Raw genomic sequence first — 26,660 nt, forward strand, 5'->3', positions numbered from 1 at the left:
ACCATCAAAAAAGGCCGGGAAGCTTATGCTTTCCGGCCTTTTGTCTATTGCACGACCAATTGTCAGCTGATGGTATCGGTCATCTCTTTCTGATCAATATCCGCTGTTTTGCCTTCATCCGGGTCTTTTTTGATCTGCTCTGGGATTTTGTCTTCTGGGCGCGGTGTATCAAGCAATTCCCCCACCTTCACATCCAGAACTGTCTGGCGTTTCTTTTCAAGCTCGATCAAACGTTCGCGCATCGCGACCGGCCAGCCGCCATCGGTTTGCACAACCAGCAGCCGGTCATAATCCAGAAACAGCCCAAGACGCGTCATCAGATCCATCAGCGAAATCCGCGACAGATCACCCGACAGCAACCAGCGATGGCTTTCGGATCTATCGATCAGTTTTTCACGCCGCAATGCTGCCAACGCCCAGTTCAAATCACGCCCACCCAGTTTGATTTCGCGCATCATCTTGCGATAGGTCGGCGGTTTGGCGGCCTCATGGAAACGGCCCTGCAGATATTCCAGAACCCTTAACACTGCGATGATCCGTTCCATATGGCCGGGCACTGCCCCGCGCGGATCAGGGATCAGCCCTGCGGCCCGTGCCGCACGCCATTCGGATCGCGCGGCGGCCACCTGTGCGCCCAAAAGGATCACGATCCAGGTCAGATACATCCACAACAGAAAGATCGGCACAATCGCCACCGCACCATAGATGGTCTGATAGGTCGGGAATGTGGTGACATAAAACGCAAAAGCCTTCTTCAGCGTCTCAAACAAAACGGCTGCGACGACGCCACCGGCCACACCATCAATGATCTCGACCGAACGGTTCGGCATGCCGACAAACAGCAACGAGAACGCCGCAGCCGACAGAATAAACGGTGCGAGAAACGTTAGTTGGCCAATCTGCGCGCCAAGCGCCTCACCCCCCACAAGATGGCGCATGGCAAAGATGTAGGACGCCAGTGACAGGCTAAGTCCGAGCAACATCGGCCCGACTGTCAGAAGCGTCCAGAATACGACCAGACGCGACAACAATTTGCGCGGGCTGGTCACCCGGAAGACATCATTCATCGCCCCTTCAATGGCTGACAGCAGCATCACCGCCGTCAGGCCCAGAACGATTGTCCCAATTGCTGTCATCTGCCCGGTATTTTGCAGGAATCCGCCCAGATAATCTGTCACCTGCGCACCGGTTTCGGGCAGGAAGTTATTCAGGACCACATCCATGATCTGATCCTTGAACTGGTCAAACACCGGAAATGCGGACAAAACAGTCAGCGCAATCGCCAGAAACGGCACCATCGCCAGCAGCGTCGTGTATGACAATCCCGCCGCGCGTTGCACGGATTTGTCATGCACGAAACGCATAATGGCATAGCGCCAGAACGCAGTTCGATCAGAGAGCAATTTCTGGAAATCGGCCATTAAACGCTTATCCCCACGCATTTTCCGGTTATACTGCACCTGATCAACAAGATAGCGCGCCTACACGCGTTATAACAGGTCAGATTGACCTTGGACGCGCTTTGTGTAGGATGCGCCAAATGTCTAATGCCTTCTGGGGCGGTCGCGGCTTTTTTTGAATGCCTCTACCTGCCAGATAGAGAGATCGTGGGAACGAGAGGAAATATGAGCCTGTCCACCGACAACATTTCGGGCCTTATGGCCGGTAAGCGCGGCCTGATCATGGGCGTCGCGAACGACAAATCCATTGCCTGGGGCATTGCCCGTGCGGCTGCGGCTGCCGGTGCCGAAATCGCCTTTACCTATCAGGGCGAAGCCCTTGAGAAACGTGTGCGCCCGCTCGCAGAATCGGTCGGCAGCGACACCGTTCTTCCTTGTGATGTGACCGACGCGGCCAGCATGGATGCCGTTTTTGACACGCTCAAGGAAAAATGGGGCAAGCTTGACTTTGTCGTGCATGCCATCGGTTTCTCCGACAAAAACGAATTGCGCGGTCGCTATGTCGATACGTCGCCGGAAAACTTCGCGATGTCGATGAACATCTCGGTCTATTCCTTTACCGCTGTCGCACAGCGCGCGGAAAAACTGATGACCGACGGTGGCTCGATGCTGACCCTGTCCTATTACGGCGCCGAAAAAGTGATGCCGCACTATAACGTCATGGGCGTTGCCAAAGCCGCCCTTGAAGCCAGTGTTAAATACCTTGCCAATGACCTTGGCCCGGATGGCATCCGTGTGAATGCAATTTCGGCGGGTCCGATGAAAACCCTGGCGGCTTCGGGAATTGGTGATTTCCGCTATATCCTGAAATGGAACGAATACAACTCACCGATGCGCCGCAACGTCACCCTTGATGATGTTGGTGGCTCGGGTCTGTATTTCCTTTCGGATCTTTCGACCGGTGTTACGGGCGAAACCCATCATGTCGATTGCGGCTATCACACCGTTGGCATGAAGCAGGCAGACGCACCTGACATCAATGTCCAGAAATCCTGATCCGGGCATGATATGATTTTGCGGGCTGCCCTGATGGGCGGCCCGTTTTGTCTCTTAACTATTTGAATTCTGGATATTCGGTTATGGCTGGCAACAGTTTTGGAACTCTTTTCCGCTTCACCACCTTTGGCGAAAGCCACGGCCCGGCCATCGGCTGCGTCGTTGATGGTGTGCCGCCACTTCTCGAACTTTCCGAGGCCGACATTCAGGACTACCTTGAAAAACGCAAACCCGGTCAGTCGCGCTTTACCACCCAGCGCCGTGAACCTGATCAGGTCAAGATCCTTTCAGGCGTGTTCGAAGGCAAAACCACCGGCACATCCATTGGCCTTCTGATCGAAAATGTCGATCAGCGTTCCAAGGATTACGGCGAGATCAAAAACCAGTTCCGCCCGGGCCATGCCGATTACACCTATTGGGAAAAATACGGCACGCGCGACTATCGCGGCGGCGGGCGGTCTTCTGCCCGTGAAACCGCCATGCGGGTTGCCGCAGGTGCCATCGCGCGCAAGATTTTGGGTGACGATATCAAAATCCGTGCGGCCCTGGTCAAGATGGGCACCAAGGAAATCAATCGCGATAACTGGGACTGGGACGAGGTTGATAACAACCCGTTCTTCTGCCCGGACGCGCAAGCCGTGCCGGTGTTCGAAGAATATCTTGATGGCCTGCGCAAGGATGGCTCATCGGTTGGTGCGGTGATTGAGGTTGTCTGTTCCGGTGTTCCGGTCGGTCTGGGTGATCCGGTTTATGACAAGCTCGATGCCGATCTCGCCAAGGCGATGATGACGATCAATGCCGTCAAGGGTGTCGAAATCGGCAATGGCTTTGAAGCCGCCGAACTCACCGGCATTGAAAACGCCGATGAAATGCGTTTGGGCGACGATGGCAAGCCGGTCTTTGGCTCCAACCATGCGGGTGGCATTCTGGGCGGGATTTCATCGGGTCAGGACATTGTCGTGCGCTTTGCCGTCAAACCGACCAGTTCCATTCTGACCCCGCGCAAAAGCATCGATATCTATGGCAAGGAAGTCGATGTCGTCACCAAGGGTCGCCACGATCCTTGCGTCGGTATTCGTGGCGTTCCGGTTGGTGAAGCCATGGCAGCAATTGTTCTGGCAGACCACCTTCTGCGCCATCGCGCTCAATGCGAAGGCTGGAACAAGGACAAACATTTTCCAAGCTAATTTCCCGACTTTGTCGGGTCTTGCGAATATCACATCACAACGGGTCAAATGCCGCGTCTAAGTGGCATGAACCCGATATTGCTCAAAACCCTGATCACACTTGCTGCGTCAAACAAAAAGCCCGCCCTCGCCGGGTCGGTTGGCAGTGACGCGCATCTGAAAAATCGCATCGTTCTGTTTGCGGACGAAGCCGTGAACTTGCCCGACTGGGGCATTTCGGGGCTTCCGGCCATGATCCTTGGGGCCGCGCCGCAAACCTGCCTGTTTGTCAGCGACCTTGACGTCGACGACGATTCCAAGGACGCAGATGACACTGATACAACCGCCTCTGGCGATGATGACGATGAAAAGCCCGCTGGTTCGGTATCCTTTTCGCTGACCATCAAAAGCCCACCGGCACCTGAAAGTACGCTTAAGGCGCGCACCATTGTCTGGAAACTTTCCTTGCCGGTCGCAGGCTTTCGTGATGTGCAAACCGGTGCCAACAGTGCCCCCGTGCACGCCCCTGTCATCAAAACGCGCATTAAGCTGGGCGGTGTAGAGCGGGATGTTGAAATCGGCCTTTTGGAAATGGGTGGCCTTGATCAACCGCTTCTGATCGGCAAGGACACACTTGCTGACAAATTCCTCATCAGACCGGACCGGCCCGAGGATCAAAAAGCCCCGAAATCCCCATCGGTTGACCTTGCACCTGCCCCGGCCAAAACCCCGGAACCGGAAGCCGAAAAAACCGAAACAGGTGCGGACAAAGATACCCCCGCAACACCGCCTGCGGATGAGGGCGCCAAAGCTGATCCCGACACGAAACCTGCCCCGGAAAACCCAGCCACCCCGGATACGGCCAAGGCGGCACCTGCCGAAACACCCGCGCCAGCCGCCCCCGCAGATCCAAGCCCTGAAGCGCCAAGCGCAGCAGAGGCAAAGCCAACGGCAGCCGGCAACGCTGACCCCAATCAAGATACGCCACAGTCTGCGACCGCACCCCAAACGGCTGACCCTGCACAAGCTGCGGCTTCACAGGATGCCGCCACACAGCCTGCAGACGATGCCGGGAAAACGACCGAGGCAAATACAGCCCCCGCCGACACATCGTCAGAGAGTGCCGATAAAGCAGACAGCACGGCGAAACCCGATACATCGAGCAAGCCAGAAGAAAACACCAACACACCGGCCAAACCAGCCGCACCGGAACCAGCGGCAACACAATCAGCTGCACCCGATGCAAAAACACCAGAAACCCAATCAAATCAAAGCGAAAACAGCCCCGCCTGATACGCCCCGAAACCTGAAGCACCAAGCTCCCTTGCGTCATCCTGTCATGGATGGCGCATTTTTTTTGTTGATCGAAGTAATTTTTACCATGCCGCGTCTTGTAGTCTCACGGCGCGACCACATCTTTACACCATAACAAAAAACACAGTCCCAAAATGCGGTTGGGAAAAGGCAAGACCAATGACAGCACATCTGGATTTATCCAGCCTGTCGCGCAGATCTGCGCTTAAGGGCTGGTTTGCAGCAGGCTCGGCACTGATTGGAAATTCCATTCTTTCACCGGTCAGCCATGCCAATGACAGAATCCTCTTGGAGACCCCTGCCTGCGGCGAGGATATCGGTCCGACACGCACCATGACCGAAGGGCCCTTTTATTCCCAAAACCCGCCTGAAAAACGCAATTTCCGAACAGATACGGGCGGCACACCGGTAACCCTGATTGGGTATGTGCTCAGTGCCACCTGTACACCGATTGCCAATGCGATTGTCGATCTGTGGCATGCGGATGGCGCTGGTCAGTATGACAATCAGGGCTTTAACATGCGCGGCTATCAGCGTACCGATGCCCAGGGACGCTATTACTTTGACACCATCCGACCTGCTGAATATGCCGGGCGCACCCCGCATTACCACGTCAAGGTCACCCCGTCGAATGGCCGGACACTGACCACCCAGCTCTACTTCCCCGATGAACCGCTCAACGAGCTCGATCACCTGTTTGACAGTGCTCTTCTGATGAATATGCATCCCGCCAGTGACGGCGAAATCGGGCGGTTTGATTTCGTGCTGGCCTAAGAGTGGACAACTTTCCAAGCATCCCGCGCTGCTAGTCAGAACCTCGTGTTTTCAAAGCGCGAATAGAATACCCTTCCGTATTTTTGAAATCTTGTTCTGACTGGATTGACATAACAAGACTGGGTTCACCTGTATCGCTCGTCCTGCCAGGCATCGTCATTACCAGAGCGACGCCTCCAGGCACAGTATCACTCTCCAGCCGGAGTGCTTGACCTTCTTCTGTTGGCATCTTCACAGCGAGTTGTGTAACCCTTTGGTGCTGGTTAAGAGCCTTGATATTCGCACCGATATTTTTTCCTGAACCGTGAACTGTACACACGCCTGTATTGTCGAGAATCAAGCTGATCTTCATATGCTTGAAAGGCGGAACGCTATAAACCCAACCTCTCAAAACTGCTGGCCCAATGCGCTTTATCTCGCCTTCAGTCATTGCTTGTCCGGAAAGGAGCGGATTCTCAATTAACTGATCCCATTTCCCAACGTGATCAATACATAGGCGAGCAAACTCTTGATACAAAAGGTCTTCCGGCGGAGAGCCGTATAGTACGTCTCCCAACCCGCTACTTATCCCTTTCGCTCCACCGTCGAGTAAAACAAAGACTCCAATATTCCCTTCTTCCGGCACGCCTTCGATAGCAACACGGGCTTTTACTTCTGAAGCAGAATTGAACTGTAAAAGATACTCTTCGACATTTTCGTGGCCCTCTGGATACTGAACCGGAACCAAAGGTAAATTATTCACAAGAGCCGTGTTTTGCTCTTTGAAATCAACACCCTCAAGATGAACACTGCAAAGTACATTTTCCAATGCCATTAGGGTAACTTCGACATCTTCGTGCTCTATGTGTGCATAGCGCCAGACGCTGCCACCAATATCCTTCATCCACTGTGGCAATGTCTCTGCATCCATTTTGTAAGGACGCAGGATCAAATCCGCTTCCAGACCATTGAAATCATCAATGTTTGCGAGACAACGCTTGCTGAACTCATCAAACGCAAGCGTTGACGGAACTGAATAAAACCAAGATTTACCGAACGTACCCCATGAAGAAGACACGATACCTGCGAACAACAGAGCAATCCAAAAACGGCGTTTTTCTATGCGTGTTTTACCGATCACTCTGCCATCCATTCATTAGACCATACTGATGCGAGAGCATCAGGAAATTATACACGCAAGAATCTATATCGAAATCATCTTCTGGTCGATATCAAAGCAAATGAGACTTGTTTATCAATACGAAGCCGGTTAATGTTAACAAAGTTAACATAAGAAAATAGAGATACGCGCAAATGGGAAAGTATCACCACGGTGATGTCCGCAACGTCCTCCTGCAACAAGCTGAAAACATCCTGACCGAAGAAGGCCCTGCTGGTTTGTCACTGCGGCGTCTGGCGCGGCTGACCGGTGTGTCGGAAGCAGCCCCGTACCGTCATTTTGACGGCAAGGATGGCATTTTGGCGGCAGTGGCAATTGCCGTGTTTGAACGGTTTGCCGAGAAACTTGAAGTCGCCGCTGCCAGCACGGAAAACCACGAAGAACGCATCATGGCGCTTGGCGCGGCATACGTTCAGTTCGCTGTTGAACACCCGCAGCATTTCCGTCTGATCTTTGGCCGCGAACGCCCGCCGCTTGACCAATACCCTGAACTGCGCGAAGCAGCTGATAACGCGTTCGAGGTGCTGCAACGTGCTGTCACCTCGCTTGATCGCAAGGCCGAGATGACCCTGACAGAAGCAGCAACCGCCTATAACCGTGCCCTTGCTGCCTGGAGCCGCGCACACGGCATCGCGATGCTGGTGATTGATGGCTTGATCGTGCCCCCCGCTGATCAGGATCTTTCAAGCTTCGTTCTGGGCCTTCTGGCCGAAGATCTAACCATCCCCGCAGGCGCGTAAAATTCGAACGCACCCCGTCCCCTTATTGGCATCTGCCTTAACCAACCGGAACTCACGATGGAATATACAACCGTCAAACTCATTCACGTTCTTGGCGCGATCCTGTTTTTGGGCAACATCATTGTCTCGGCCGTCTGGAAAATCCAGGCAGACCGCACCAACGATCCGGTGGTGATCGCCTTTGCCTGCCGACTGATCAATATTACCGATCTGGCCTTCACCACCCTTGGGTCTGCCCTGATCGTGATTGGCGGCATTGGTCTTTTCTACGCGACAGGCATATCGCTTTCAGATGCCCCGTATCTGATCTATGGCATCAGCCTGTTTGGCATGGCAGCGATGCTATGGCTGGCAGGGCTTTTGCCGCTGCAGATCTATATGTCGAAGATCGCGGCAAAAACCGTGGCGAACGGCGAAACCGAAATGCCGGCTGCTTACGAAAAATGCCGCAGGCTTTGGAACATGGTCGGTCGTATCGCCATCCTGTTTCCGCTGGCTGCACTTTACTTCATGATCACGCGCCAGAACTTCTAAATAAAGGGCGACAGCCCAACTGCCTTCCACCATACGGAAAGCCGTTTTATATGATTGATCGGTTTTTGGCGCTGCGCCTAAGATGCCGCCAGTTCCATTAAGTTCCCGGGAGAAGTCCGATGCTGACCATCAAACGCCTGTCCATTGAGGATGCCTATATCCTGATCGAAGGCGCACGCAACCGCGCCAATGAAATCGGGGTACCGATGTGCATTGCGATTACCGACGAGTCCGGTGTTCTGATCGCGTTTGAACGTATGGATGGCGGCAAGGTCACCAGTGCCACCATCGCCCAGGACAAATCCTTTACCGCATCGGGCGCACGCAAGGGCACGCACGAATATGCCGCTGCCGCCCAACCGGGCAAACCGGCCTATGGCATCGATTCCGAAATTGGCGGTCGCCTGTCGATTGTCGCTGGCGGCCTTCCGGTCTTTGTCGATGGGGAATGCGTTGGCGGTATCGGGGTCAGTTCCGGCACCCCGCCGCAGGATCAGGACTGCGCCCAGGCCGGCATTGATTTCTTCATGAAGAAGATCGGCAAGTAATCTCCTGATTGCGGGTGGAAGGCTGGCAAATGATCAGGCCATTTTCCGCCCGCAAATCAGAAACTCGACATTGCCTTCGGGACCTGTGATCGGGCTTTTGGTAATGCCCAGCACGTCCCAGCCCGGCAAGTTTGCAAGCCAATCAGAAATCGTGTCACAGACTTCCTGATGCAATTCGGGTTCTCGGACAACACCCTTTTTCCCGACACGTTCCTTGCCGACTTCAAATTGCGGCTTGATCAGCGCGATCAGATAACCGCCATCCTTGACCCGCTCCATACTGGCCGGAAGCACGGTCCGCAGGCCGATAAAGCTGGCATCACACACAACGATATCGATGGTATCGGGGATCTGTTCTTCGGTCAGATGGCGCGCATTGGTTTTTTCCATGACGACAACGCGGTCATCATTGCGCAGCTTCCAGTCAAGCTGCCCCTGCCCGACATCAACGGCATACACCTTCGCCGCCCCGTTCTGAAGCAGCACATCGGTGAAACCACCCGTAGACGCACCGACATCAACCCCGATAAACCCGGTGACATCGATCTCGAATTCGGCGAGGCCCTTTTCAAGCTTAAGCCCGCCGCGTGACACCCACGGATGGGGTTGCCCGCGCAGCGTGATCGAAATGTCTTCCTTGCACGGCATGCCCGGCTTATCGAGCCGTTGCTCGCCGCTAAAGACATTGCCTGCCATGATGAAAGCCTGTGCCTTGGACCGGGTTTCCACCAGTCCGCGTTCCACAAGCAACTGATCCAAACGTTTCTTTGCCATGAGCGCGTTTTAACGTAACCGCCCAAAAAGGTCACGCATTTGGTAAGTGAAACAAGGAGGTTTTAGCTTGCCAGCGGCTCAAGATATCCGCGCGGTACGATTGCAAGAAGATCATTAAGCGATTCGCCCTGCACCGCCACATGCTGCTGCATCAGCTTGCCGGCTGTTTCCGCCTCGCCATTCGAAATCGCATTAAGAATATCGGCATGCTCGTTGTTTGACGTCTTCACACGTCCCGGACGGTGCAGTTGCAAACGGCGATAAGGGGCAAGACGGTTGCGCACATTCTTGGTTTGACGTTCAAGGAAACTGTTGCGACATCCGGCATAGATCGCCTCGTGGAAACGCACATTGGCCTCGTAATAGGCATCGGCATCCGCGTGATCCTTAAGCGCACTGCATTCCTCAGAAAGCGCGATCAGGTTTTCAATATCAACACGCGGCATGCGCCGTGCCGCCAGACGGGCACACATGGCTTCAAGCTCGGCCATGACTTCGAACATTTCGATCAGTTCGGCAACCGTAATGGACGCCACAATGGTGCCCCGACGCGGCATGGTCGCCACCAGCCCTGATCCGGCAAGGGTCTGCAAGGCCTCGCGCACAGGGGTCCTCGAAACGCCAAAACGCTCACTCAATGAACGTTCATCAAGCTTGTCGCCGGGCTTGAGCACGCCGGTCACGATATCGCGTTCAAGTTTCTGCACCAGATCGGTGGCAAGCTTTCCGTTTTGCGACATGTGCACCCTCATTCATCAACACCTACTGGTATACCAGAACATATTACGTGGTACCAATCAAAGCCTTTTCCATGCTGCCTTGCAAGGTTTTCGTATTGCGTTGCAAAAGTTTCGTCCCGGATTGCTGCGACATGGCGACGAATACTCGCCCGCGCATTTGTGGCACTGCAAAATGCTCTTCTGGTATACAAAATTGCATGGACAGCATGCCAGAAATCTGTAACGCTTCCCTCCAATGCGAAAACCGCATCAATAAAAAGACGCGCAATAACCGTCACAATGCATTCAAAACGCATGCTTCATCCGGGAGGAAAAGATGAAGATTTTCAATAAGACTCTTACGGCGTCCGTCGCCGCCATTTCCATGTCCGTTGCCGCCTTTGGCATGTCCGCGTCGGCCGGTGCCGAAACGCTTAAACTGTCGCACCAGTGGTCGACCAGCGATGTTCGCCACAAGGTGGCAGAGATCATTGCCAATGAAGTCAAAGCTGCTGATGTCGATCTGGAAATCCAGATCTTCCCGTCCGGCTCGCTGTTCAAGGCAAAAGAACAGTGGACCCCGATGACGCGCGGCCAGCTTGACATGATTGTCTATCCGCTGGCCTATGCTGGTGGTCGTATTCCGGCAACCAACCTGACGCTGATGCCTGCTCTGGTCAAAAACCATGACCACGCGCAGCGTATCAACGAATCCCCGTTCATGGCCAAAATCGAAGAGCTCCTCAATGAGGACGGTGTTGTCACCGTTGCCAAGGGTTGGCTCGCAGGTGGTTTTGCTTCCACCCAGGGCTGCATCAAAAAGCCTGAAGACGTCAAAGGCATGCAGATTCGTGCTGCTGGTAAATCCTTCGAACAGATGCTGCAGGGTGCCGGTGGTTCCATCGCCGCCATGCCGAGCTCGGAAATCTATCCGGCCATGCAGACCGGCGTTCTTGATGCCGCAAACACCAGCTCTTCCAGCTTTGTCTCCTATCGTATCTACGAGCAGGTCAAATGCTACACGCCTGCCGCAGGCAACGCGCTGTGGTTCATGTATCAGCCGGTCCTGATGTCCAAGCGCAGCTATGACAAGCTCAATGATGCGCAGAAAGATGCACTGGCCGCTGCTGCGAAAAAGGCAGAAGCCTATTACACCGCCGAAGGCCGCAAACAGGACTCCGACAGTGTTCAAGTCTTCAAGGAAGCCGGCGTGGAAATCGCCGATCTTTCTGACGAGGACTTCGCAGCATGGCAGGCGATCGCCATGAAAACCTCCTATGCCAAGTTCGTGGAAGAAACCCCGAACGGTCAGGAACTTCTGGATATGGCACTTGCTGTAAAGTGATCCATCCCTGATGTGTCGGTGGTGCCGGTTTTCCGGCACCACCCAATTCCCCAAGAAGACATAATACCGATCAATACGGTTACGTCAGAGGAGTAAGCGCGTGTCGAACGCCATGTCCCCGCACCCACTGCCCATTGATCTGCCCGATGATTTCGCGCAGACCCCAAGTGCGTCGCATTCCGTTAAATCAGATATGCCACCTCCGCCCGATGTCGAGCCAATCGACCCGCAGGATGCAGCCGCCAATACATACCGCCAACCGCCCAAGGGGCCGCTTGATCCGGTGATCAACGCCATCCATTTTGCATCGCGGGTATGTGGCGTTGCCTCGGCAACCATGTTTGCGGTTGCCATGCTGATCATCTGCCAGCTGGTCTTCATGCGCTATGTGCTGAACGACTCAACCGTCTGGCAGACCGAAGCCGTTATTTTCCTGATGATCGGCGCAACCCTTGTCGGCCTGCCCTATGTGCAGTTGCTGCGCGGTCATGTGAATGTTGATCTGCTGCCGCTCTATCTCAAACGTGGCGCCCGCATGACCCTTGCCGTTGTCACCCTGCTCTTTGGCATGGCCATCGCAGCAATGTTTGCTTTCTATGGTCTGGAACTGGTGATCGAAGCCTATGAAGGCGGCTGGTTGTCCGAAACCATCTGGGCCGTTCCGCTGTGGAAACCGTTCTCTGCCCTGCCGATTGGTTTCGGTTTGCTGTTCTTGCAGTTCTTCGCCGATTTTCTGTCCCTCATCACCCGCAGATCGACCCCGTTCGATATTCGCGAAGGCGCATTTTAAGGAGGCCGCACCATGGATCCCTTGCTTCTTGCGGCCATTGTTGGCATCGCGACCACACTTGTTCTTTTCTCAGGAATTCCGGTTGGTATCGGCCTTCTACTGGTCAGCATCGGTTTTATCGTCATCTTTGACGGCACCGGATCGCTTCCGCTTTTGCCCGAAATTCTGTTTGGCAAACTTGAAAGTTTCGAAGTTCTCGCCATCCCGATGTTCATTCTGATGGGCGCGGTTGTGGCCTCGTCGCGTGCTGGCGGCGACCTTTATTCCGTACTTGATCGCTGGCTGACCCGTGTCCCGGGCGGGCTTGTGATTTCAAACCTTGGCGCCTGTGCGATCTTTTCTGCCCTGTCGGGTTCGTCGCCTGCAACCTGTGCTGCGATTGGCAAGATGGGTATCCCGGCGATGCGCGAACGCGGCTTCCCCGATACCGTCGCGGCCGGCTCGATTGCTGCTGGCGGTACGCTGGGCATCCTGATCCCGCCAAGTGTCACCATGATCGTCTATGGCATCTCGACGGAAACATCCATCGGACGCCTGTTCCTTGCCGGTCTGCTGCCCGGCCTGCTGGTAACGGTCCTGTTCATGTCCTGGTCACTGTATTCGACCTGGCGTCAGGGCAATGCCCAGGCTGCCCTTGGTGTGGTCAAATACAGCTGGAAGGAAAAGTTTGAAATCCTTCCGCGTGTTCTGCCCTTCCTGGTGATCATTGGTGCCGTTCTGTTTGCCCTTTATGGCGGCGTTGCCACCCCATCGGAAACCGCAGGCGTTGGTGCGCTGTTCTGCCTGATTACGGCAATGATCGTTTATCGCATGTGGAAACCGGGCCAGCTTTGGAATGTCATGCGTGACACCACCAAAGAGTCGGTGATGATCTTGCTCATCATCGGGGCGGCTGGCCTGTTCAGCTATATGCTGTCATCGCTGTTCATCACCCAGTCGATTGCCCAGTGGATTTCCGCCCTTGAGGTCAACCGTTGGGTCCTGATGGGCTTCATCAACGTGTTCCTGCTGATCAGTGGCTTCTTCCTGCCGCCGGTTGCCGTGATCCTGATGAGTGCGCCGATCCTGTTGCCGGTGATCATCAATGCCGGTTTCGACCCCTACTGGTTTGCCGTGATCCTGACCATCAACATGGAGATCGGTCTGATCACCCCGCCGGTCGGCCTGAACCTGTATGTCATCAATGGCATTGCCCCGGACATCCGCCTGCAAAGCATCCTTAAGGGCGCGTTCCCTTATGTTGTGTGCATGATTCTGGCAATCGTCATTCTGTGCTTCTTCCCGCAGATCGCCACTTGGCTTCCGGAAACGGTTATTGGAGGACGCTAATGTCAGGCATGTCTGTCAAAAGCTGGCTTTCAAGCATTGCTGATCGTGGTCGGGAACTGCTTGATCTGCCGATTTCCACCCCGCAGGAGCCGCTCAAGCAGCTCGGTGCCATGTGCAAGGACCTTGTGTCGCAAAAGGGCGAGGCACGCGGCACTGCGGCTGCACGCGAAGTCGTCCGGCTTTGGGAAAACCTGCCAGAAGAAGACCATCTGGCCTTCTTCCGAATGATGCAGAACGACTTTAGTGCAGACCGCGCAAAAGTCACCAAAGCCGCCGAGGCCTTTGCCAAGGACCCGTCCGAGGAAAATCTGGCGGTCCTGACCCAGACGTCCGAGCCGATCCGTCAGGAACTGCTGCGCAAGATCAACATGGCGCCGGGCGGAACGCGGGCCATTGTCGATATGCGTGAAACCCTGATCGGGCTTCTGAAAAACAACCGTGATCTTGAACCGCTCAATGCCGATATGCAGCACCTGCTGACCAGCTGGTTTAACCGTGGTTTCCTTGAACTGCGCCATATCGACTGGGACACCTCGGCCGCCATCCTTGAAAAACTGATCCGTTACGAAGCGGTCCATGAAATTCAGGGCTGGGAAGATCTGCGCCGTCGTCTGGCGACCGACCGGAAATGCTTTGCTTTCTTCCATCCGGCCATTCCGGACGATCCTCTGATCTTTGTCGAGGTCGCCCTTGTCCATGGTCTGGCCGACAGCGTTCAGGCGCTTCTGGCACCCGCCATTGACGAAAAGGCGCCTGAAACCGCCAACACGGCAATCTTCTATTCGATCAGCAACTGTCAGGCGGGGCTCAAGGGCATTTCATTTGGCAACTTCCTGATCAAACAGGTGGTCGAGGAACTCAAACGCGAATTCCCGCAGCTCAAACAGTTCGCCACCCTGTCGCCCATTCCGGGCTTCATGGGCTGGCTGCGCACCCGTCAGAAAAGCAAGGCCAACGACGCCCAGCTTGCCGGTCAGGTACTTGAAGGCTTAAGCGAGGATGGCTGGATCAACGATCCGGTCAAAGTCGCCAAGCTGCAAAAGCCGACGCTTTCGCTGTGTGCGACCTATCTTGCCACCTGCAAGCGCGGCAAATCCCCGCTTGATCCCACCGCGCGGTTCCATCTTGGCAATGGTGCACAGCTTGAACGCCTGAACTGGCTTGGCGACACGTCGGACAAGGGTCTGCGTCAGGCGGGCGGCATGATGGTGAATTACGCCTATCACCTTGATGATATCGAGAAAAACCACGAAGCACTGATGAATGACGGAAAGATCGCCACATCGAAATCCGTCGCACAACTTGCCGGAATTTAAACAGGTATGACCATGTCAGATAATCTTTTTCAAACATTTCTGGACCGTTTTCCGGCCGACAAATCCCGCACGTTCCTGATCGAACGCGACGGCACCGAACGCAGCTTTGCCTGGCTGCTGGATCAGACCGGTCGCTATGCAGCTGTTCTTGCCGCTCATGGCGTGGTCAAGGGCGACCGGGTGGCCGCACAGGTCGACAAATCATCAGATGTGATCGCGCTTTATCTTGCCTGCCTGCAACTTGGTGCCATTCACCTGCCGCTCAATACGGCCTATACCGGCGATGAAATCGCCTATTTCCTTGGCGACGCAGCCCCGCGCGCCTTTGTCTGCCGTCCGGCCCATATGGATGCGGCCAACAAACTCGGGGCGCAAAACGGCGTCGCCGCTGTTCTGTCGTTGGGCACAAACGGCGATGGCAGCCTCAATGACGAGGCTTCCGACGTCAAACCCCTGATCGATATTGTCGATGCTAACAAGGATGACGTTGCTGCCATCCTTTACACATCGGGCACGACTGGCCGATCCAAAGGCGCGATGCTGACCCACAACAATCTGGGGTCAAACGCCAAGACCCTGCATCAGGCATGGGGTTTCAAGCCGGGCGATACCCTGCTGCATGCCCTGCCGCTGTTTCACACCCACGGTCTGTTTGTCGCCATCAACATCATGCTGATGAATGGCGGCAAGGTGATCTTGCTGCCGAAATTCGATGCCGATGACGTGATCGAACGTCTGCCGCAATCCACCGTCCTGATGGGCGTTCCGACCTTCTATACCCGCCTGCTGGCGCATCCCAAGTTTGAACGTGATGTGACCGCGAACATGCGTCTGTTTGTCTCGGGCTCGGCCCCGCTTCTGGCCGAAACCCATGACGCGTTCTTTGAACGCACCGGGCACAAGATCCTTGAACGCTACGGCATGACCGAAACCTGCATGAACACCTCCAACCCGCTTGATGGTGAACGCCGTCCGGGTGCGGTTGGCCCGACCCTGCCCGGGATCGAGGCACGCGTGTGTGACAAGGATGGCAATGTTCTTGGTGCTGGTGAAATCGGCGTGCTTGAAGTCCGTGGCCCGAACGTTTTCAAGGGTTACTGGCAGATGCCGGAAAAAACCGCATCCGAATTCCGGTCTGACGGGTTCTTCATCACCGGCGATCTCGCCACCATCGGCGAAGACGGCTATGTCACCATCGTTGGCCGTGACAAGGACCTGATCATTTCCGGTGGCTTTAACGTCTATCCCAAGGAAGTCGAAGAAGTCATCGCCGAGTATGACGAGGTCGACGAAGTCGCGATCTTTGGTCTGCCCCACCCGGACTTTGGCGAAGCCGTTGCCGGTGTGATTGTGGCTGCCAATGGTGATCAGCCCGACACCGACGTCCTCATCAAACGCACCCAGGACAAGCTTGCCAAATTCAAGGTCCCCAAACGCATCTGGGTGATCAAGGAACTGCCGCGCAACACCATGGGTAAGATTCAAAAGGCCCAGTTGCGCAAGCAATACGAAGATACCTTTACCTCCCCTGCGACCTAGACGTTGTAGCCATACTCCCGCTGCACAGGGCTTTCCTGCTAACAGAAAGCCCTGCCCCGCAGCACCCATCGGGTCTCTGACCCAACCTTCCGGCCGGATTTATCTGGCCGGTTTTTTTTGCCTGCTCCACGGAAATCGAAATCCGTCATTTCTAACGTTGTGCAATTATTAGGGAATATACGCAAACAATGCTAAATTAGAATTCAACCTGAAGGCGCGTCCAAAAATACCAGAAACAAAAATAACTGGGATTGATGACCAAGCTTGATGATGCAATAGACCGGGTTTCGCGCAACATCGCCCAGACCGGCGCCCTGACAAAAGAGGCATCGCGTCGCTACGAACAGATGTTTGCCGATTTCCGCGTGGAGCTGGACCGCACACTTGATGCGTCCGAAACGCTTGCCGATGCCGCACAGGCCACCATGGCGATGCTCGAACAGGCATCAAACCTTTTGCGTGACAGCTTCCCCAACCCGCAGCCGCGCGCCTGCCGTGATCAATGCAGTGCCTGCTGCCACCTGTTTGTCAGTGTGCCACCCGGCGTGACTGAGTTGATCGCATCCCACATCAAGGCAACTTTCACGGCCGCGCAAACAAACGCCCTGTTGGATCGTCTGCGCGTTGCGGCCAATGAAATTGAACAGTTTACTAAAACCAATGAGGTTCGCGCCCGCTGTCCGTTGCTTGATGAGCAGGACCGTTGCAGCATCTATGACATGCGCCCGCTGACCTGCCGTGCCTTTACCTCGGCGGATGCCGGTCTGTGCCACGCCATGGTATTTGGCGACAGCGCACAGCAAACGGCCCGCATTGATCAGGACCCCGGCCACTATCGCCTGCATATCGAGGCCACCGAAGCCCTGCAAAATCTGGCAACCCGACGCGGCCTTGAGGGTCGGCAGAAAGGCTTTGTCCATGCCCTGCTGGATCGGCTTGATAACGGACTTGAAAACGGACCGGCATCGGCCTGATATAAACGCCTTGCAATTTCGCGCAAACACGACCATTTCCCCAAGGTTCCTCAAGGGTTGGGCAGCCGCCTGACCTTGCCATCAAAACCAATGGGGCAGACATGCAAAACCCGTCCGCACAAGCACCGCGCGTGGCCTTCATCACCGGCGGCGCACAGGGGCTTGGCCTTGGCATTTCACGTCATCTTCTGGGCCTTGGCTGGAAGGTCGCAATGTTTGATATCGACGAAACGGCTGGGCACGAGGCCATTGATACCCTTGATGCTAAAGAGCGCGACCGCACGCTGTTCTTTCAGGGCGACGTCGCGGTTGAAGCCGATATCAAGCTTGCCATTCAGCAATGCTTTGACCGGTTTGGCCGCATCGATGGCCTGATCAACAATGCCGGCATTGCCGATCCGCACGTGCCCAACATCGAAGACCTTGAATGGGATCAATGGCAACGCGTGATCAACGTCAATCTGGGTGGTGTATTTCTTGCGACCAAACACGCGACACAGCACCTGCGTGACACCAAGGGCGCGATCATCAATATCGCCTCCACCCGCGCCTTCCAGTCAGAGGCCAACACAGAACCCTATGCAGCGTCAAAGGGCGGCATCGTTGCCCTGACCCATGCCCTGGCCGTCAGTCTTTCTGGCGCCATTCGCGTCAACGCCATCGCACCGGGCTGGATCGAAGTCGGTGACTGGCAGAAAAAGGCCAACAAAACCAACCCCGATCACAGCGTCGCCGACAAGGCACAGCACCCGGTGGGTCGTGTCGGCACCCCCAACGACATCGCACAGGCCGTTTCCTTCCTGCTGGATGGTGACAAGTCAGGCTTCATGACCGGCGAAACCATCCGCATTGATGGCGGCATGACGCATAAGATGATTTACGTCGATTAAACCAGCCAAAGAATGAAAAAAGGCCGGTCTGTCATTTCTGACGACCGGCCTTTTGTTTTTCGGAAAGTCTTCGCTTCGCTCAGGCGCGCGCCTTGTTCTCGCTCATGCCAAGTGCGCCAAGCGCTGTCTTGACGATGGCTTTGGCATCAAGCCCGGCCTTCTCGTACTGGATTTCCGGCTTGTCGTGATCAATCAGCGCATCAGGCAATGCCATGGTGCGGACCTTAAGGCCGTTATCCAGCAATCCCTGCCCTGCCATATGCTGCAGAACCATCGCGCCAAAGCCGTTGATCGACCCTTCTTCGATGGTGATCAGGACTTCATGGTTGCGCGCAAGGTCCGCAATCAATTCATGATCCAGCGGCTTGGCAAAGCGCGCATCGGCCACCGTCGCCGGAAGACCGCGTGCAGCCAAATCCTCAGCCGCAACAAGCGCCTCGGCCAGTCGCGTACCATAAGAAAGAATGGCAATCTTGCCACCTTCGCGCAGGATACGACCCTTGCCGATTTCAAGGACTTTGCCCTCAGCTGGCATTTCAACGCCAACACCCTCGCCGCGCGGATAACGGAACGCAGATGGCCGATCATCAATCGCCCATGCGGTCGTCGTCATATGCACCAGTTCCGCCTCATCAGCAGCTGCCATCAGAACGAAGTTCGGCAAACAGCCCAGATAGGCAATGTCATAGGCCCCGGCATGGGTCGCGCCGTCCGCGCCGACCAGACCGGCGCGGTCCATGGCAAAACGCACCGGCAGGTTCTGGATCGCAACATCATGTACGACCTGATCATAGCCGCGCTGCAGGAAAGTCGAATACAGCGTGCAGAACGGTTTGTATCCTTCGCACGCCATCCCGGCGGCAAAGGTCACCGCGTGTTGTTCGGCAATCCCGACATCAAAAGCACGATCAGGGAAATGATCGGCAAAAATATTCACGCCCGTGCCTGATGGCATGGCGGCGGTGATCGCGGTGATTTTCTCGTCCTTCTCGGCAAGCTTCACCAGCGTTTCGCCATACACCTTGGTGTAGCTTGGCGCGTTCGGCGTCGGCTTGGCCTGCTTGCCAGTCACAACGTCAAACTTGGCAACGCCATGATATTTGTCGGCGGCATTTTCGGCGGGGCCATAGCCCTTGCCCTTTTGCGTCACCGCATGGATCAGGATCGGGCCATCAACATCGGCATCACGCACGTTCTTTAGAACCGGCAACAGATGATCCATGTTGTGACCATCAATCGGCCCGACATAGAAGAAGCCCATCTCTTCAAACAGGGTCCCGCCCGTGACCATGCCACGGGTATATTCTTCAAGCTTGCGGGCGGCTTCTTCGATCTGGCGCGGCAGATGCTTGGTCAGGCCCTTGGCCGCATTGCGTAAGCCCTGATAGCCCTTGCCCGAAATCAGACGCGACAGATACCCCGACATTGATCCCACCGGCGGGGCAATCGACATGTCGTTGTCATTCAGGATCACAATCAAACGCTGGTCGGTGGCGGCGGCATTGTTCATTGCCTCATAGGCCATGCCCGCACTCATCGACCCATCACCGATCACGGCAATCACGTTCTTGCGTTTGTCATCGGAAAGCTGGTTGGCAACCGCCATACCGAGGCCTGCCGAGATCGAGGTGGAGCTATGACCAGCCCCGAACGGATCATATTCGGATTCGGACCGCTTGGTGAAACCGGACAACCCGCCACCCTGACGGATGGTGCGGATACGATCACGCCGCCCGGTCAGGATTTTATGCGGATAGCACTGATGACCGACATCCCAGATCAAACGATCATAGGGCGTATCAAACAGGTAGTGGATCGCAACGGTCAGCTCGACAACACCAAGCCCCGCCCCCAGATGTCCGCCTGTGACCGATACCGCATCAATCACCTCGGCGCGCAATTCATCGGCAACCTGCTTCATCTGGGCAGGCTGCAATGTGCGCAGCTCTTCAGGGGTATTGATGGTATCCAGCAGCGGGGTCTTGGAGGTCGTGCTCATTCCGATCTCGATTTTCAATTTTTTGTATGGCGTTATTTACAACAGGGTGACTGTTATGGCGCCATGTTGCAAGCTGCGTAAAATAGCGGGGTTCGACTGAATTAGCGACCCTGAATTTCACCTGATTTTACCCGCTCAAGGAAACGGTGGATCACCTGCTCGACAGCCCGGTGAATGGTGTCACGATCCTGTCCAAAATCCCGGCAGAGATAGCCGAAGTTCTCGGCAATATATGGGGTGCATTTCGGCAAGAAGGAATAGTGCCCGGCCCCTTTGACCTTCACAAACTTTGCGCGCCCGCGCAAAAGATTGCGGAAATGGGCGGCATTCGCATGATCATGCAGGATTTCATCCGTATCGGCTTCGATGAACAGCATCGGGATATCAATATCGCCAACGCCTTCATCGGTGGCCGCCACCCCGAAGGCAGGCGTAATCGCGATGATGGCAGCAACCCGGTCATCGCGTTCCGATATCACCGGTCCGCCATACACATTGTGTAACCGGTCGATATGATGGTCGCTCGGCGCGTGCTGGCAAATGACCCGATCATTCTCGGCATTGATTTCGCAATAATCCTGCCAGGCCTGGGCATCAAAATCCCAACCGGCCAGCTTAAGAACTGTTGCCCCACCCGCCGAATGCCCCAAGGCATAGATTTTATCGGGATCAATCTGCGGCCCGATCTCGGAATGCTGCAGCAACAAATCAAGTGCGAGGCGCATTTCCTGCGGACGACGCTCGATAATCGCCAATTGTCGGGCCTCGGAAGCATCAAGGTAATTATCGCCGTGATGCTGCGGGGCAGCCACGATATAGCCCCGCCTTGCCAGATATTCCGCCAACCAGAACTGATTGAACCGATGCCCTTCCGAACCATGCGAAAACAGCACGATGGGAAACGGACCGTCAGCCGCAAAGTCGGCACCACGCGCCGCACTCGATGCCACGCCCATATGCCGCACGGCGTTTTCCGGCGCCGTTGCCGGATACCAGATCGCCAGCGGAAACGGATCTTTGTCAAACAGCCGGTCGCGAAAACCGGCTGTGTATGGGGGCTTGTCCGTCATGACAGTTTTCTAAGACCGCAAACGATCAGCGGCCGCGCTCAACAACGAAACGTGCCACCGCACGCAGCGGCTCGGCCTCGCCGTCAAAGCAATTCAGGTGATTGATCGCCTGATCGCACAGCATGCTGGCCTGTTCCCGCGCCTGTTCCAGACCCAGCAGTTTGACGAAGGTCGATTTTTCCTGATCGGCATCCTTGCCAGCCGTCTTGCCAAGCTCTTCACTGCTGGCCTCGACATCAAGAATGTCATCCTTGATCTGGAACGCCAGCCCCATGTCATGGGCATAGGACCGAAGCGCTAAACGAATGCTTTTTGGTGCCTTGCCAAGGATTGCCCCGGCTTCGCAGGCAAAGGCAAACATCCGCCCGGTTTTAAGCAAATGCAGGTGTGTCACCTGTGCCTGATCAAAGCTCTGCCCTTCGCCGGCCAGATCAATCATCTGCCCGCCGACCATGCCATACGGCCCTGCCGCACGGGCAAGCGCACGTACCAGATCGGTGCAAACACGCGGGTCTGGGTGGGTATCTTCATCGGCCAGCACTTCAAACGCCTGGGTCAGCAAAGCATCCCCGGCCAAAATCGCCGTCGCCTCGTCATATTGCTTGTGACAGCTGGGTTTGCCGCGCCGCAGATCATCATCATCCATCGCTGGCAAATCGTCATGGATCAGCGAATAGCTGTGCACCATCTCAACCGCAGCAGCCACGCGAAGGGCCGAGCGACGCGAAACCTTGAACAACCCGGCAGAGCTTAACACCAGAAACGGGCGCAGGCGTTTGCCATCGCCCAGCGTCGAATAACGCATCGCCTGATACAGGCGCTGTTCAATCTGGCCATTGGCACGGGGCAGAATCCCGTCAAGCGTCTCGCCCAGATCAGCAGACGCCGCACTCAGTCCGGCAAGCAAGTCGTAACTCACGACGGTCTCCGATTATTCAATATCTGGTTATTCGATTTCGGTCGGGGTTGCCGACGGGCGGCCATCCGCATTCAGGGTAATTTTTTCGATGCGCTCTTCTGCCGCACGCAGTTTGTCCGCGCAATGGCGTTTAAGCGCCGCACCGCGTTCATAGGACGCGATGGCATCATCAAGCCCGACCTGCCCCTGTTCAAGCTGACGCACAAGGGTTTCAAGCTGCCCAAGCGCCTCTTCGAAACTCAGTTTCGCGATATCTTCAGGAATAGCGGGAGATGCAGTAGCCTCGGACATGTAAGCTCCATTTCTTTGATCGGCGCGGAGTTTACGCGCAAGTCACGATCAGGGCAACCGGACAGAACGCAATTTCGTCTCACTGAAACGCTTTTGACCCGCATTGCACAAGACCTGACACAGCGTCAGCTTTGCGCACTCAATGCGCCCCCATCAGGGTCCGGACATGTTGCACGGCACTCGTTGCAAGCGACGGCAAATCATAGCCCCCTTCAAGCAACGATACGACCCGGCCTTCGCATTGTTCCTCGGCCAGATCCATCAGCTGCTTGGTCATCCAGACAAAATCTTCGGCAACAAAGCACAGCCCGGCCAGTGGATCATTCTTGTGCCCGTCAAAGCCCGCCGAAATAATCAGAAGTTCCGGCTTGAATGCGGCAATTCCCGGCAAGACAGTTGAATTGAAGGCTTCTTGCACTTCGACAGTGCCAGAACCGGCAGGAAGGCCGACATTCAGGATATTGTTCGCACAGCCGCGCTCGCTTTCAGCGCCAGTACCGGGATAAAGCGGCCATTGATGCGTCGAGCAATAAAACAGGTCCGCATCGTTATAAAACAGGTCCTGCGTCCCATTGCCGTGATGGACATCGAAATCCATTACCGCCACGCGTTTGATGCCAAATGCCTTGCGGGCATGATGGGCAGCGATGGCAGCATTGTTAAACAGGCAAAAGCCCATGGCACGGTCATATTCTGCGTGGTGCCCCGGTGGCCTTGTGGCAACAAAGGCGTTCTTTTCATGGCCACCCATCACCGCATCAACCGCAACACAGGCCCCGCCCGCCGCACGCAGTGCAGCCTTGCCCGATCCGGGCGAGACATAGGTATCGCCATCAAGCGATACGATCCCCTCTTTGGGAATTGTTGCCATCACCTTGTCGACATAGGCCGGGTCATGCACCGTCTTGATCAATTCAAGATCCGCCAGTGGCGCTTCTTCGCGGTGAAGGAACATGAACTCCTCGGCCTCGAAGACACGCTGCACCACACGCAGACGGTCCGCACATTCCGGGTGTCCCGGGCCGGTGTCATGATCAATGCAATCATGATGGGTCACGAACAAAGTCGCCATTTTTCTGGGTCGCCTCCTGAAAGGGCCAACATGCTGTCGGTCGGGACCAAGGCCCCAATCACGGGTTTACGTTTACCGTTTCCCGCTTGTTCTAGGGGTATGCCCCTACGCTGTTTGGATATTTCTACCGCAAAACGATTTGCTTTTCTTTGTTCTAAATCAGCACATCAAACATCTCATTTGCAAGCTCTTTGGCCTTCGACAAAAGCATCACCCATGGCAACCGCGACCACCACTATTACTTTCACAGTTTTGCCGTTTTCTCGGGTTTGTATATGCTCTGTTCGATGGGTTTTCGGCCAAGCAACCGGACGCTCTATCGAATAGGAGCCGATCCTTTTGATGAAATACCGCAACGCTCACATGCGCGTCGGGACAGGCACAAAAGGATCAAAATGAGACCATCAGGAAAAAAACTGATGCATGGAAGGAAGCTAGACAAGCCGGTTTTCCGGGAAAAACACTATCAGTTGCAGGTAAGATCAGAGTAAACACTCTCTTGACAGATTTGTAATATACTTGAGAATAAGTTTACCCACCAATTCCTGTAATTTATTGGTGGTAGAAGTCGCTATCCTATAGGTATCATTACCGAAGTGACTTCGCGCCAGTCGGATAACCGCCATCTAAAGGCGCCGTCTGGTGAATTGTCGAATTTTCATTGGGACAATGGCCGCTCGCGGTCAGGCTTATAAGGAAGCCAAATGGAACTTAACAATCTAGAAGAAAAGGCCGAACAGGCAAGCACCCTGTTAAAGGCCATGAGCAATCAGAGCAGACTGCTTATCCTTTGCCAACTCAACGAAGGCGAAAAGTCGGTTGGCGAACTCGAACGTATCGTTGGACTAAGCCAGTCCGCGCTCTCGCAGCATCTCGCACGCCTGCGTCGTGACAAGCTCGTTCAGACTCGTCGCGAAGCACAGACCATCTACTATTCCCTGAATGGTGACGATGCTCTGCGCGTGATCGAGACACTTCACGGGCTTTATTGCAACGCCTCGCGTAAACCCGCTGCTGCGTAAAACACCAGGGCAATCCCCATTAAAAAAGCCTGCCTTTTTTAGGGCAGGCTTTTTTATTTCAAAGCTGTGCAGGCGGTTTTATTGCGGGCCGCATTCAGGTAACGGCAATCGACTGACCTTGTCGAGCGTGCCCAGCACTTCGAACTCGCCATAATCAAATCGCATCCCGTGTGCGATGCCGTTCTCGGCGAAATCCACCGCCATCTCGGTCGACGGACCGTTTTCAGCAGCGCCCAGCGGATAGAACGCAAGGCTCATGCGATGAAACGCGCCACGGGCTATATCGTCGGGATCATCGGCCGCGTTCGCAGCTTCCTTGCGATCGGAAATCACCACCGCCACTCGGCTGGTCGGGGCATCGCCACTGCCATCAAACACCAGATCATTGCCGAACCGAATCCCGTCCTGTGCGCGTTTGAGCAGCACCAGCGAATGCTGGGTCGGGAACATCGCGTCTGCAGGCAACTCTTCTTCGACCTCGACCGGGATCTCATAGCTGACCCTGACCATGTCGTCTTCACGGATTGCCTTGCCGACGACCTCGTCAACCTTCGTCCCGTCAAGATAATCACGCATCCGGAACCGATATTCGTTCCCGTCAAAATCTTCCCACTGGGTCATGGAATAAGCCGAATTGATCGGCGTACCTTCGCTGCCTTGCAGGATCATGATCTGCTGCATTTCGGTCACCCAGCCATCGCACACTTTTTCAAAGCGATAGCCAAGCACACCGGACGCATCAACGATCGAGCTGCCCTGTTCGGCATGGGTCAGCTTGAAGTGGTATTCCGCAACATGGGGGACAATGGCATCCTGAACGCCGGAAACACTTCCCGCCTGCGCGGCACAGCCACCAAGGCCCAAACATAAGATCAGCGCTCCTTTAAAGGAACGCTGACGTTGCTTCATCTCTGAAAAAATCCCAGACAACATCACTCTCCGGTGGCGGTAACTCCGACAATCCAGGGATCTTTAATCCCCTTTTTGGCAGCAAGAAGGCGCAGATCACGTGCATGCTCAACCGAAAGCGGTCCGACAGCCACCCGAAGATAAGGCTTACCCTTGACTTCGGCATTCAAAAGACGCGGCTGATATTCCGCATAAATGCCAAGTGCCTTCTGCGCCCGGCCCTCATCAGCAAAGCTTGCCAATACCACATAATCACCCGGCAGCGGCGCGGCAAGATCATCGCCCGCCAACGCGTCACCATCCAGTGTCGGCTCGACCGGTTTCACCATGGAATCAACGCCATCTTCCATGGTGGTCGGATCAACCAGGGCGGCGGTTACGGTTTCCTTGGGGGCCTGAACTTCTGGCAGGCGCTTGTCTTCGACATAGCCCGCAACGGCGGCATCGGCTTCGACCTGCGGGTCAATCGGCCCCAGATCGCCAAGTGCCACCGAAACGTCTTCAACTTCGATCTGATCACGCGCCGATGCAACTTCGACCGGCTTGCCGGTTTCAGAAGAAACCTCAGCAGCAACAACCGCATCATCAGACGGTTTTTTCGGGTTCAGCGGCGGCAGATTTGTTGTGACAATCGCATTGGATTTCAACGCTGTAGTGCTTGGCTCTGACCAGTCTTCTGCCGGTGCGTTCACCGCGTAGATTTCCGGACGGGCAACCCGCAGTTCCTTTTTGACGTCAGGCTCGCCCATCACGGCAAGGGCTGCGGCCTCTTCGGCCAGAACGGTTTCTTCGTCCTTGCAGATGTCCTGTTCCAGAAGCGGGCGATGAAGCGCGCAATCCTGTTTGGCAACAAACGATACCGCATGGTCGGTCGTGCTTTTACCGGTCGACACATAGCTGATCAAATCACCGGCCAGCTTGGCGACAGTCAGTTCAATCGGACCACCGCACGCGCTAAGCGCCAAAGGCGCTACCACAACAAGAATCTTTCTCACAGGCCATCCCCCGAAG

Annotated in this window: 27 protein-coding genes; 15 read left to right on the top strand and 12 right to left on the bottom strand. The window is 55.3% G+C overall.

Translation table 11 applies throughout. The annotated features are described in order from the left end of the window. Positions 1-62: 62 nt before the first annotated feature. On the bottom strand, positions 63-1,421 hold the full coding sequence (locus HED22_RS10180; protein ID WP_167721783.1) for a YihY family inner membrane protein: 1,359 nt from the start codon (positions 1,419-1,421) through the stop codon (positions 63-65). Between the two features lie 204 nt (positions 1,422-1,625). Here HED22_RS10180 and fabI point away from each other — a divergent pair, with 204 nt between their 5' ends. The 4 genes from fabI to HED22_RS10200 all read left to right on the top strand — a co-directional run bounded on the left by fabI (position 1,626) and on the right by HED22_RS10200 (position 5,710). After that, positions 1,626-2,456: an enoyl-ACP reductase FabI gene (gene fabI, locus HED22_RS10185; RefSeq protein WP_167721785.1), complete on the top strand. Its 831-nt coding sequence runs from the start codon at positions 1,626-1,628 to the stop codon at positions 2,454-2,456. Positions 2,457-2,539: 83 nt separating this feature from the next. After that, entirely contained in the window at positions 2,540-3,643 is a 1,104-nt protein-coding gene (aroC, locus tag HED22_RS10190) for a chorismate synthase (protein WP_167721787.1), read from the top strand. A gap of 48 nt (positions 3,644-3,691) precedes the next feature. After that, complete coding sequence (locus HED22_RS10195) at positions 3,692-4,915, top strand: hypothetical protein (protein ID WP_167721789.1); 1,224 nt, start codon at positions 3,692-3,694, stop codon at positions 4,913-4,915. Between the two features lie 180 nt (positions 4,916-5,095). Further along, a complete protein-coding gene (locus HED22_RS10200) occupies positions 5,096-5,710 on the top strand; it encodes an intradiol ring-cleavage dioxygenase (RefSeq protein ID WP_167721791.1) in 615 nt (204 codons plus the stop codon). A 31-nt stretch (positions 5,711-5,741) separates the two neighbouring features. Here the strand turns inward: HED22_RS10200 and HED22_RS10205 are convergent, their stop codons facing one another. Next, the gene (locus tag HED22_RS10205) at positions 5,742-6,830 is read right to left on the bottom strand and encodes a hypothetical protein (RefSeq protein ID WP_167721793.1); all 1,089 of its coding nucleotides are present in this window, start codon (positions 6,828-6,830) and stop codon (positions 5,742-5,744) included. A gap of 173 nt (positions 6,831-7,003) precedes the next feature. Between HED22_RS10205 and HED22_RS10210 the strand changes: the two genes are divergently transcribed. The 3 genes from HED22_RS10210 to HED22_RS10220 all read left to right on the top strand — a co-directional run bounded on the left by HED22_RS10210 (position 7,004) and on the right by HED22_RS10220 (position 8,691). Next, on the top strand, positions 7,004-7,609 hold the full coding sequence (locus HED22_RS10210) for a TetR/AcrR family transcriptional regulator (protein ID WP_167721795.1): 606 nt from the start codon (positions 7,004-7,006) through the stop codon (positions 7,607-7,609). Between the two features lie 57 nt (positions 7,610-7,666). Then, positions 7,667-8,143, top strand: coding sequence for a DUF2269 family protein (locus HED22_RS10215; RefSeq protein WP_167721796.1), 477 nt, complete (start codon positions 7,667-7,669; stop codon positions 8,141-8,143). A 119-nt stretch (positions 8,144-8,262) separates the two neighbouring features. Next, on the top strand, positions 8,263-8,691 hold the full coding sequence (locus HED22_RS10220; protein WP_167721798.1) for a heme-binding protein: 429 nt from the start codon (positions 8,263-8,265) through the stop codon (positions 8,689-8,691). Positions 8,692-8,724: 33 nt separating this feature from the next. Here HED22_RS10220 and HED22_RS10225 read toward each other — a convergent pair whose 3' ends face one another. The 3 genes from HED22_RS10225 to HED22_RS10235 form a co-directional block, all read right to left on the bottom strand. Further along, positions 8,725-9,465, bottom strand: coding sequence for a TlyA family RNA methyltransferase (locus HED22_RS10225; protein ID WP_167721800.1), 741 nt, complete (start codon positions 9,463-9,465; stop codon positions 8,725-8,727). A 62-nt stretch (positions 9,466-9,527) separates the two neighbouring features. Beyond that, complete coding sequence (locus HED22_RS10230) at positions 9,528-10,205, bottom strand: GntR family transcriptional regulator (protein ID WP_064790068.1); 678 nt, start codon at positions 10,203-10,205, stop codon at positions 9,528-9,530. 8 nt (positions 10,206-10,213) lie between these two features. After that, complete coding sequence (locus tag HED22_RS10235) at positions 10,214-10,501, bottom strand: hypothetical protein (protein WP_167721802.1); 288 nt, start codon at positions 10,499-10,501, stop codon at positions 10,214-10,216. A 20-nt stretch (positions 10,502-10,521) separates the two neighbouring features. Between HED22_RS10235 and dctP the strand changes: the two genes are divergently transcribed. The 7 genes from dctP (at position 10,522) to HED22_RS10270 (ending at position 18,367) form a co-directional block, all read left to right on the top strand. Beyond that, on the top strand, positions 10,522-11,529 hold the full coding sequence (gene dctP, locus HED22_RS10240) for a TRAP transporter substrate-binding protein DctP (protein ID WP_167721804.1): 1,008 nt from the start codon (positions 10,522-10,524) through the stop codon (positions 11,527-11,529). Positions 11,530-11,629: 100 nt separating this feature from the next. Continuing rightward, positions 11,630-12,319, top strand: a complete 690-nt coding sequence (locus tag HED22_RS10245) for a TRAP transporter small permease (protein WP_167721806.1) — start codon at positions 11,630-11,632, stop codon at positions 12,317-12,319. A gap of 12 nt (positions 12,320-12,331) precedes the next feature. Continuing rightward, positions 12,332-13,648, top strand: coding sequence for a TRAP transporter large permease (locus HED22_RS10250; protein ID WP_167721808.1), 1,317 nt, complete (start codon positions 12,332-12,334; stop codon positions 13,646-13,648). Next, on the top strand, positions 13,648-14,964 hold the full coding sequence (locus HED22_RS10255) for a malonyl-CoA decarboxylase (protein ID WP_167721810.1): 1,317 nt from the start codon (positions 13,648-13,650) through the stop codon (positions 14,962-14,964). The genes HED22_RS10250 and HED22_RS10255 overlap by 1 nt, the downstream gene beginning before the upstream one ends. A 12-nt stretch (positions 14,965-14,976) precedes the next feature. Then, positions 14,977-16,503, top strand: coding sequence for a malonyl-CoA synthase (locus tag HED22_RS10260; RefSeq protein ID WP_167721812.1), 1,527 nt, complete (start codon positions 14,977-14,979; stop codon positions 16,501-16,503). A 254-nt stretch (positions 16,504-16,757) separates the two neighbouring features. Beyond that, positions 16,758-17,477: a YkgJ family cysteine cluster protein gene (locus tag HED22_RS10265; RefSeq protein ID WP_167721814.1), complete on the top strand. Its 720-nt coding sequence runs from the start codon at positions 16,758-16,760 to the stop codon at positions 17,475-17,477. Positions 17,478-17,578: 101 nt separating this feature from the next. Further along, positions 17,579-18,367, top strand: coding sequence for an SDR family oxidoreductase (locus tag HED22_RS10270; RefSeq protein WP_167721816.1), 789 nt, complete (start codon positions 17,579-17,581; stop codon positions 18,365-18,367). A 79-nt stretch (positions 18,368-18,446) separates the two neighbouring features. Here HED22_RS10270 and dxs read toward each other — a convergent pair whose 3' ends face one another. The 5 genes from dxs to HED22_RS10295 all read right to left on the bottom strand — a co-directional run bounded on the left by dxs (position 18,447) and on the right by HED22_RS10295 (position 23,718). Then, positions 18,447-20,366 carry a 1-deoxy-D-xylulose-5-phosphate synthase gene (gene dxs, locus HED22_RS10275; protein WP_167721818.1) on the bottom strand — a complete coding sequence of 640 codons (1,920 nt, stop codon included), beginning with the start codon at positions 20,364-20,366 and terminating at the stop codon, positions 18,447-18,449. A 101-nt stretch (positions 20,367-20,467) separates the two neighbouring features. Continuing rightward, positions 20,468-21,436: an alpha/beta fold hydrolase gene (locus HED22_RS10280; protein ID WP_167721820.1), complete on the bottom strand. Its 969-nt coding sequence runs from the start codon at positions 21,434-21,436 to the stop codon at positions 20,468-20,470. Between the two features lie 25 nt (positions 21,437-21,461). Then, positions 21,462-22,355, bottom strand: a complete 894-nt coding sequence (locus HED22_RS10285) for a polyprenyl synthetase family protein (RefSeq protein WP_368484495.1) — start codon at positions 22,353-22,355, stop codon at positions 21,462-21,464. Between the two features lie 27 nt (positions 22,356-22,382). Next, positions 22,383-22,646: an exodeoxyribonuclease VII small subunit gene (locus HED22_RS10290; RefSeq protein ID WP_044828501.1), complete on the bottom strand. Its 264-nt coding sequence runs from the start codon at positions 22,644-22,646 to the stop codon at positions 22,383-22,385. A 139-nt stretch (positions 22,647-22,785) separates the two neighbouring features. After that, positions 22,786-23,718 (bottom strand): histone deacetylase family protein, encoded by a 933-nt coding sequence (locus HED22_RS10295; protein WP_167721822.1) that lies wholly within the window; start codon positions 23,716-23,718, stop codon positions 22,786-22,788. A gap of 704 nt (positions 23,719-24,422) precedes the next feature. On the opposite strand from HED22_RS10295, the gene HED22_RS10300 reads away from it, so the two are divergent. Continuing rightward, positions 24,423-24,740 (top strand): helix-turn-helix transcriptional regulator, encoded by a 318-nt coding sequence (locus HED22_RS10300; RefSeq protein WP_167721824.1) that lies wholly within the window; start codon positions 24,423-24,425, stop codon positions 24,738-24,740. A 78-nt stretch (positions 24,741-24,818) separates the two neighbouring features. On the opposite strand, the gene HED22_RS10305 is transcribed toward HED22_RS10300, so the two are convergent. Next, a complete protein-coding gene (locus HED22_RS10305; RefSeq protein ID WP_254869935.1) occupies positions 24,819-25,649 on the bottom strand; it encodes a DUF1849 family protein in 831 nt (276 codons plus the stop codon). Between the two features lie 23 nt (positions 25,650-25,672). Beyond that, positions 25,673-26,644, bottom strand: a complete 972-nt coding sequence (locus HED22_RS10310) for an SPOR domain-containing protein (protein WP_167721828.1) — start codon at positions 26,642-26,644, stop codon at positions 25,673-25,675. Positions 26,645-26,660 lie beyond the last annotated feature (16 nt).

Origin of the sequence: Thalassospira sp. HF15 (genome assembly GCF_011806525.1) — a bacterium.
GTDB lineage: Bacteria > Pseudomonadota > Alphaproteobacteria > Rhodospirillales > Thalassospiraceae > Thalassospira.

Bases quoted from the DNA above. Each gene is read 5' to 3' on its own strand.
- HED22_RS10180 (WP_167721783.1), bottom strand. From the start codon at position 1,421: ATGGCCGATTTCCAGAAATTGCTCTCTGATCGAACTGCGTTCTGGCGC.
- fabI (WP_167721785.1), top strand. From the start codon at position 1,626: ATGAGCCTGTCCACCGACAACATTTCGGGCCTTATGGCCGGTAAGCGC.
- aroC (WP_167721787.1), top strand. From the start codon at position 2,540: ATGGCTGGCAACAGTTTTGGAACTCTTTTCCGCTTCACCACCTTTGGC.
- HED22_RS10195 (WP_167721789.1), top strand. From the start codon at position 3,692: ATGCCGCGTCTAAGTGGCATGAACCCGATATTGCTCAAAACCCTGATC.
- HED22_RS10200 (WP_167721791.1), top strand. From the start codon at position 5,096: ATGACAGCACATCTGGATTTATCCAGCCTGTCGCGCAGATCTGCGCTT.
- HED22_RS10210 (WP_167721795.1), top strand. From the start codon at position 7,004: ATGGGAAAGTATCACCACGGTGATGTCCGCAACGTCCTCCTGCAACAA.
- HED22_RS10215 (WP_167721796.1), top strand. From the start codon at position 7,667: ATGGAATATACAACCGTCAAACTCATTCACGTTCTTGGCGCGATCCTG.
- HED22_RS10220 (WP_167721798.1), top strand. From the start codon at position 8,263: ATGCTGACCATCAAACGCCTGTCCATTGAGGATGCCTATATCCTGATC.
- HED22_RS10225 (WP_167721800.1), bottom strand. From the start codon at position 9,465: ATGGCAAAGAAACGTTTGGATCAGTTGCTTGTGGAACGCGGACTGGTG.
- HED22_RS10230 (WP_064790068.1), bottom strand. From the start codon at position 10,205: ATGTCGCAAAACGGAAAGCTTGCCACCGATCTGGTGCAGAAACTTGAA.
- HED22_RS10235 (WP_167721802.1), bottom strand. From the start codon at position 10,501: ATGCGTTTTGAATGCATTGTGACGGTTATTGCGCGTCTTTTTATTGAT.
- dctP (WP_167721804.1), top strand. From the start codon at position 10,522: ATGAAGATTTTCAATAAGACTCTTACGGCGTCCGTCGCCGCCATTTCC.
- HED22_RS10250 (WP_167721808.1), top strand. From the start codon at position 12,332: ATGGATCCCTTGCTTCTTGCGGCCATTGTTGGCATCGCGACCACACTT.
- HED22_RS10255 (WP_167721810.1), top strand. From the start codon at position 13,648: ATGTCAGGCATGTCTGTCAAAAGCTGGCTTTCAAGCATTGCTGATCGT.
- HED22_RS10260 (WP_167721812.1), top strand. From the start codon at position 14,977: ATGTCAGATAATCTTTTTCAAACATTTCTGGACCGTTTTCCGGCCGAC.
- HED22_RS10265 (WP_167721814.1), top strand. From the start codon at position 16,758: ATGACCAAGCTTGATGATGCAATAGACCGGGTTTCGCGCAACATCGCC.
- HED22_RS10270 (WP_167721816.1), top strand. From the start codon at position 17,579: ATGCAAAACCCGTCCGCACAAGCACCGCGCGTGGCCTTCATCACCGGC.
- dxs (WP_167721818.1), bottom strand. From the start codon at position 20,366: ATGAGCACGACCTCCAAGACCCCGCTGCTGGATACCATCAATACCCCT.
- HED22_RS10280 (WP_167721820.1), bottom strand. From the start codon at position 21,436: ATGACGGACAAGCCCCCATACACAGCCGGTTTTCGCGACCGGCTGTTT.
- HED22_RS10290 (WP_044828501.1), bottom strand. From the start codon at position 22,646: ATGTCCGAGGCTACTGCATCTCCCGCTATTCCTGAAGATATCGCGAAA.
- HED22_RS10295 (WP_167721822.1), bottom strand. From the start codon at position 23,718: ATGGCGACTTTGTTCGTGACCCATCATGATTGCATTGATCATGACACC.
- HED22_RS10300 (WP_167721824.1), top strand. From the start codon at position 24,423: ATGGAACTTAACAATCTAGAAGAAAAGGCCGAACAGGCAAGCACCCTG.
- HED22_RS10305 (WP_254869935.1), bottom strand. From the start codon at position 25,649: ATGAAGCAACGTCAGCGTTCCTTTAAAGGAGCGCTGATCTTATGTTTG.